The organism is Paractinoplanes rhizophilus, from assembly GCF_042664765.1.
GTDB lineage: Bacteria > Actinomycetota > Actinomycetes > Mycobacteriales > Micromonosporaceae > Actinoplanes > Actinoplanes rhizophilus.
Genome location: NZ_JBHTBJ010000086.1, coordinates 1 through 7,188 on the forward strand (window position 1 = coordinate 1; position 7,188 = coordinate 7,188).

The 7,188-nt window shown below is 69.2% G+C and carries 1 protein-coding gene; it reads right to left on the minus strand.

Going from position 1 to position 7,188, the window contains the following annotated elements; all coding sequences use genetic code 11:
• Positions 1 to 100: 100 nt before the first annotated feature.
• Positions 101 to 7,135 (minus strand): FG-GAP-like repeat-containing protein, encoded by a 7,035-nt coding sequence (locus ACFQS1_RS40100; protein ID WP_378978251.1) that lies wholly within the window; start codon positions 7,133 to 7,135, stop codon positions 101 to 103.
• Positions 7,136 to 7,188 lie beyond the last annotated feature (53 nt).

Here is a 7,188-nt window from a genome sequence, read left to right on the forward strand (position 1 = left end):
ACCACGACACCCACTGGCGCAACTGGCGCCGCCGCCACCAAGCCCGAGCACGCTGGTTCCACCAACGCGCACGTCTCCGACGAGACTATGTCCTGGCCAGCTAGCAAATGGCGGCTGCCGTACTAGGGCCGAGCTCCAAGTACGCCTGAAATTCAGCAGCGTTCATTCCCATCACCGGATCATAAGACCGCCAGCCCGGGCTTTCCCGATCGAGTTGCTCGCTTGACTGCGCCACCGCGAAAGGATAAAGCATGTCATAAACCTGCTGCTCGGAATCGATTTGAAGGACATACCATCGATAACCTCTCCAGAAGCTTCCCCAGGCGTCGCCGTCGAGCTTCAATTCTGAGACTCGCCCAGACTGGGGCTCTTGTCGTCCAGATGACTGGGCAGCCGTTTGTACCGCAGTTTCGGAGATCTCGAAGGGTGTGTCGTAAATGCGTCCACCGCCATGGCAGGCCGAGCAGACCTGACCTGCGGTGTGTTTGGCGCCGATGCCGATGGAGAGCAGGGGGCCGTCGGAGGAGCCGCCGCCACCGCCGGCGCCGCCACCGCCGAGCGTCTTGCGGATCTCCGGGAAGTGGCCGGTGGGGTCGATATAGCTGACCGGGCTGTTGTAGACGTACGCGTACCGGTTGAGGGCCTGGGTGTTCAGCGGGTCCGGAACGACCGTGTCCGGCGAGATGAAGTGGGCGGTGCGCGGGTCGTACTGCCGGGCGCCCAAGTCGAGCAGGCCGTTGTCGGCGTCGGCGCGCAGGCCGGTGAAGCGCAGCTCGCTCGCCGTCGGCCCGGCCAGCGCGGACGCCTCACCGTATGGGGTGTAGCGGTAGCGAGCGACGACCTGACCCTGCCCGTCGGTGAGCAGCCGGGGTGAGCCGAGGTTGTCCACCTGGTACCAGGTGAGAGCTCCGCCGCTGCGCCGGGCGATCAGCTGACCGGCCGCGTAATAGTTCTTGATCAGTCCGCGGGTGCTCGAGTCCTCCAGGAAGCCGCCGTAGTAGCGGTCATACTGCAGGTCGCGGCGGCGGGCGACGCGCTCGCCGGCGGCGTCATAGGTGTAGGTGGTGCTCACCCCGTCCGCGTCGGCGAGCACCTCGGGCAGCCCGTCGTCGGTCCAGTCGATGCCGGTGGTCCGCTGGGTCTGGGGATTGGTGGTGGATTGAAGGTTGCCGTTGAGGTCGTAATGCAGTTGGTCGAGGTTCGCCATGCCCCGCGGGGCGTGCGGGGTGGCGCATGGCTTGCCCGCGCAGCCGGCCGGCCCCTGTGCCGGGTATAGGACGGTGCCGAGGGTGGACGAGTAGGTCATGTTGCCGCCGGCGTCGTACGTGAAGTTCTGAGTCAGGTCACCTGTGACGGTGCTGAGCCGGTCGAGTTGGTCGTGGCCGAACGTGAGGTTCATCGGGTCGGTCGCCGAGGTGATCGTCTTGACCAGGCCATTCGGCTCATACGTGTACCCGGCGCCATAGACGGTGGACCCGTTGCGCAGCAGCTTGGCGGTCTCCAGCCGGCCGCGGTCGGCCTCGTAGCCGTACGTGGCGGTGGTGCCGTTGGCGTTGCGCTGCTCGGTAAGCCGGCCGGCCGCGTCGTAGCGGAACTCGTCGACGAAGCCCGGCATGGCCGACAGCCGACCGGCCGCGTCGTAGTCGTAGCCGACCTGCTCACCGCCGGGATAGGTGACCGATTCGGTGCGGCCTAGTGAGTCGTAGTCGAAGACCATCGCGTACCCGCGGGCGTTGATGCAGGTCCAGTGGGCCGAGGGCTGCCCGTCGGGGGCATAGTCGGTGCGGCTGCTGCGCCCGTCCGGGCAGCCCGTGCCGGAGGCGTCGGTGACCGAGGTGAGCCGGCCCTTGCCGGCGCCGTGGCCCGGTTCGTCGTAGTGCCAGGTCACGCCGGGTCGGCCGGGTGGGAAGGTCTTGGTGAGGGGCCGGTCGAGCTCGTCGTAGGCGAAGGTGACGGTCCGGTTGCGGGCGTCGGTCCGCGAGCGAAGATTGCCGTTCAAATCGTACATGTAGGAGCGTTTACCCAGGTCAGGATCATCGACGGTGCGTAGCCGGCTGAGCGGATCCCAGCCGTAGGTGCTGACGTTGCCGTTCGGGTCAGTGGTGTTGAGCAGATTGTCGGCCGCGTCGTAGGTGTAGCTGGCGACGGCGTGTTGGGCGGTGGCCTGCTCCCACTCCGACACCTGCACCACCCTGCCGTACGCGTCCCGGTGGATGGTCTTGTCGTGGCCGCGTTCGTTGGTCACCACCTCGACCGTGGTCTGGTTGGCGGCGTCGTAGCGGGTGCGCACGGACGTGCCGTCCGCATGCAAGTTGCGCACCGGTCGCCCGGCCTCGTCGTACTCGTACGTCTCGAACCGCGGCGGCATTGGCGCGGCCGACGAGCGGTGCCACTGCGACACCTGGTACACCCGGGTGGAAGCGTCGCTGTAGGCGATCATGCGCACGAACGTCTCGCCGGGCTGGTCCCCTTCCTTCAGCTCCCGGTACGTGCGGCCGAACCCGTCGACGTAGGCCTCGGCCCAGAGCCCGTCGGCGGTGCCGTCCGAACTCGTGGTGCGCACCCGTTGCCGGGCTGGGTCGCCCCAGTCCAGGTACTGCACGTCGACGGTGCCGCCACCGGCGCGTGCCGAGTGTTCGAGGCGGCCGAGCGGGTCGTACCGGAACTCGGCGACCGCGCCGTTCGGGTCGGTGACCTTGGTCGGTGTGCCGAGCCCGAGGTCCCACTCCAGCGAGGTGGTCTGTGCCTTGGCGTTGGTCACCGCCTCCGGGTAGAGATGCAGCTTCTTGTCGTAGAACGTGGCCGTGCCGAAATGTCGTGGGTTCTGCCCTGCCACCGCGTTGCCGTACGCGTCGTACTGGTAGGTCGTCGTCACAAAAAGGCCGAGGTCGTCCACGCGCTGCTGCGCGGTGAGCAGCCCCTTGCTGGGTAGACCCGGACAGTTGGTGTCGTCGGTGCCGTTCTGCCCGTCGTAGCAGGAGAACTCCGAACGCAGCAGCTTCGCCGACGGACCGGTGCCCTGGTAGAGAGTGCGCTGCCAGGGCAGGCCGACGACCCAAGGGCCGGGCGCAGCCCGGTGCGTGATGTCGACCGTACGCTCGTCGCCAGACGTGGCCCCGGCGCCGAGCTGCTCGACCGTGCTGAGGTTGCCGTAGTCGTCGTATCGAAAGTACTCGCCGACCTGCTGGGTCGCCGCCGACCAGCCGTAGGTGATCCGGTTGCGATAGAAGAGCGTGCAGTCGAACGGGACGGACGAGCCGGGCGGGTTGTAGACCAGGATCTCGCGAGCGCCCACGTAGTCACCGCCGGTTTCGCGGGTCGACGTGTCGGTAGGGCGCAGCCCGCACTCCTCGCTCGCTGAGTGCCGCGTCAGGGTGGTGGTGCGCGGCCGGTTGACGGTGGCCGCCGTGGTCGCGTAACGGTCGGCCCAACCCAGCATGGTGCGCCGCGACACCGACCAGCGCGGGCACTCGTACCCGTACTCCGTGGTCTCGCCGGAAGCGCCGCGGCCGTCACGGACGGTAATCTGCCGCACCGGCTGCGGGGTCACGCCGGTCGGCAGGCCGCAGCCACCGGCCAGATTGCCCATGCTGAAGCTCGCCGCCGGCGCGTAGGTGATCTCGCTGGTCCCGCCGAGGCTGCTGGTGATTCCGGAGAGCCGGTCGCTCGGGACCGCGGGCCGCAACGTAGAGACGACGAACGGTCGTGACAGCCCGGGCACCGGTGCCTCGCCGGCGTCGATGCGTTCGAACGTGCTGGCCCCGTCGGCGTCGGCGGAGCCGACCCGCCACACCTCGCCGGCCCGGTTGCCGGCTGGGCTCGGGTCGGCGATCGGGACGGCGGACCGGGCCCACCGGCCGTTGCCGGTGCTGAGCAGGGTGTCCACGGTGACGCCCGAGCTGTCCGGCTGCACCCGGACGAGGTCGGTGCGGCCGTCGCCGTTGACATCAGCCACCAGAAGCCGATCGGTGGCGGCCAGCCGCGCGGGCACCGGCTCGTCCAGCGGGACATCGGCCCGAATCGGCAGCCAGCCGCCGTTGCCCGCCGAGATCAGGGTGTGGATGCGCAGTCCGGTCGCCATGCGGGTGGCGTGCGCGAGGTCCGCCATGCCGTCGCGGTTGACGTCGACCGGCCGCCAGCTCACCGCGTCCAGCAGCGGAAGGCCCGCCAGGCTGTCGCCGAGAGCGCGCGGCATCGGCACGCCGTTCGCCGTCCACTCGCCGTCTGGGCGGGCCAGCAGGGTGGTGACCCAGATGCCGTCGCCGTCGCGGTCCAGGTGCACCAGGTCGGCGCGGCCGTCGCCGTTGACGTCCATCGCTCGTAGCCCGGCGGAGGCGCCAGTGAGATCCACAGCCGGGGTGCGTACCGGGCCGGCCGCGAATGCCGCACCGGCCGCGATGCTTTGATCGGACTGAGCGATCAGGGCGACCGTACGCAGATCGTTCCCGGTCGGCGAGGCCCGCACGTCGTTCATCGAATAGACCAGGTCGACGCGGCCGTCGCCGTTGACGTCCATCGGCTGCACCAGCGGGGTGTCGGCCAGTGCCCCCGGCCAGATGAAGGTCTGCGGGCGTCCCTGGGTCCAGGTGCCGTCACCGCGGGCCAGGAACGCTTCGACGGCGATCACCGCATCATTGTTGCCGGGCATGGGCAGCCGCGGCACTTGCACGTAGACCAGGTCGCTGAGCCCGTCACCGTTGACGTCGAGGACCTTCCAATTTCGCTGCACGGCCCGGTCCGGGCTGAGCAGGCTGTCCGACAGCGACTGCAAGACGTGCCCGAACGAGCCGTCCGGGCGGCGTACTAAGGCGTCGACCAAGGTGTTGCGCCCGTCGTCGCGTACTCGGACGAAATCGGAACGGCCCTCACCGGTGATGTCGGCGGCCAGGAAACGGTGCGTATCCAGGCCGGTGGGCGGCGACACGTCGTCGCGCAGCGTCACGGTGAAGTCGGGATCGCCGGCGGCCAGCAGGAAGTCGGCCAGCCCGTCGCCGTTGGTGTCGCTGGCGTACAGCTCTTGGGCCTGCAGTCGGCGGTCCCACGGGCGGGGGATCTGCCGCGATACCGAGCAGTCGTCCCAAGTGACGGGGAGCTGGAAGGTGCCGTCGCCGGCCGAGCGGATCCGGGTGAGCATGGTGTGCGGCAGCCTGTACTCGGCCTTGCAGCCCGTGAGGTCGCCGCCGATCGGCACCGGCTCGCGCCGGCTAGCCACCAGTAGATCCTCGCGCAGGTCGCCGTCGAAGTCACCCACTGTGATCATCGATTCGACCAGGCTGAGCTTGTCCGGCACCGGCTGGGCGTGCAGCTGCAGCGGTCCGTTCACCACGTTGCGGGCGGTGAGGATGGTCGCCGGCTCGCGGTGATCCGGGCCGTCCATGAAGGCCACGTGGTCGGGACGGCTGTCGCCGTCCACGTCGGCCGCCACCAGCTGGACCGGCGGTACGCCCGGCGCTGGGCGCGGCCACTCGGTCTCGTTGCGGGTGTAAGAAAAGGTGGCGGATAGTCCGCCGGCGGAGTACCCGACCACCACGTCGAACCGCACCGGCGCCGCCGAGTCCTGCTCGTAGGCGTCGAGATCTTTCGGCCGGTAGTCCAGGAACATCAGATCAGCCCGCCCGTCGCCGTCGTGGTCGGCCACCGCCATCGGCCGGGGCCCGGCGCCGTTGTGGAACGGCAGCGGCCCGGTGCGCTGGTCGAATCGGCCGTCACCCCACGACCGGGCGGTGAACAGCAGGCTGGCGGCGGGGCGCAGCATGCCGTCTACGGTGACGGCGGCGCAGGCCAAATCGTCGCGGCCGTCGCCGTCCAGGTCACCCGGGCGGCAGCCGGCCAGTCCCTGCTGCAGGAAAACCGCCCGGTCCAGGGTGGTCCGGAACGCCTCGGTGGCGCGGAACCGGCCGTCGCCGAGCGAGAGCACCGGGATCATCTGGATGCGCTGGAAGACCTCGTGGCCGGGGTCGGCGTCCGGGTCGTGGTCCCGCATCAGGTGCAAGTAGCCCAATGCGAGCATCAGGTCGCTGCGCCCGTCGCCGTTGAAGTCCAAGGTCCACGACGAAAAGAGCTGCACGCCGTTGGGGAGCGTGACCGTGCCCTTCATCCAATCCGGGTCCAGCGGCACGGTCAGGATGGTCTGCGCCCGCTGCACCGAGGTCGGGTCGGCCATCGCCGCAGTCACGATGATGTCGACCTCAGTGTTGCTCATCTTCGACCGGTCGACGCCCACCCCGACCCAATCGGTACGCCCGTCGGCGTTGATGTCGCCGGTGGAGACCAGGCCGCTGCCGGTCGGGCCGACCGTCTCGTCGGCGAACAGCGACGCCGGCTGGCTGCCGAGTGCGGGCACCGCCCCAGTCGGCGCCGCTGCGGCGGCACTCCAGCTCAGCGGTGCCGCTGCCGGGTACCGCAACCTCGTCGGCGGCTCGGCAGTGCCGCCGGTTACGTGCCCGGAAGCGTCCAGGACGGCGTTTCGGCCGTACTGCTGCACCTCGGTGAGCAGGGACCGGGGTGAGGCGCGCCGCTGGTCGTAGCGCAGGGCGTACGCGCGTACTCGGTTGCCCAGCACGGTCATGTCGATGCTGGCGAGCCTGTCGCGTTGGATCGCCACGCCGGTCCCGGTGCCGAAGGTCTGCTCATCCGGGCGAGGCTCGTAGCGCAGCGTGATCCGCGTTTCGCCATAGGTGATCGAATTCAGGTACCGCTCGGGCTCGTACGACGTGGGCGACCATATCGACCAGAGTCCGGCACGCCACCACTCCTCACCGGTGGTCTCGCCGTAGTGGTAGGCGACGGTGTTGCCGGAGGTATCGCGTACGGTGCTTAGGCTCCACACCGCGCGGCCCGCGCCGCCCGACTCGGTCGCGGTGTAGGTGAGCTGCGTGCCGTTCTTCTCCCACACATGCCAACGGCCTCCGCCTGCACCCGGCTCGAAGGCGATGCGCCGGTTCGTCTCCTCGCGGGTGGCGTACAGCTGTGTGGTCATCCCCGGCGGCGGATATTTGCAGGTGGTGCTGGTCGCGGCGGGCAGGCAGCGGATCAGCTCCGCGCCGTCGAGGTGAAACACGTGTTCGACGGCGCTCAGGATGAGCAGGTTGGGGTAGGCCAGCGGCGTTGAGGATGAGGATCGGTTAGAGGGCAACCGTGGACGGTTGCCCTTGTTTGTTTTCGGCGGCACCGTGATCAGGTCCTGAT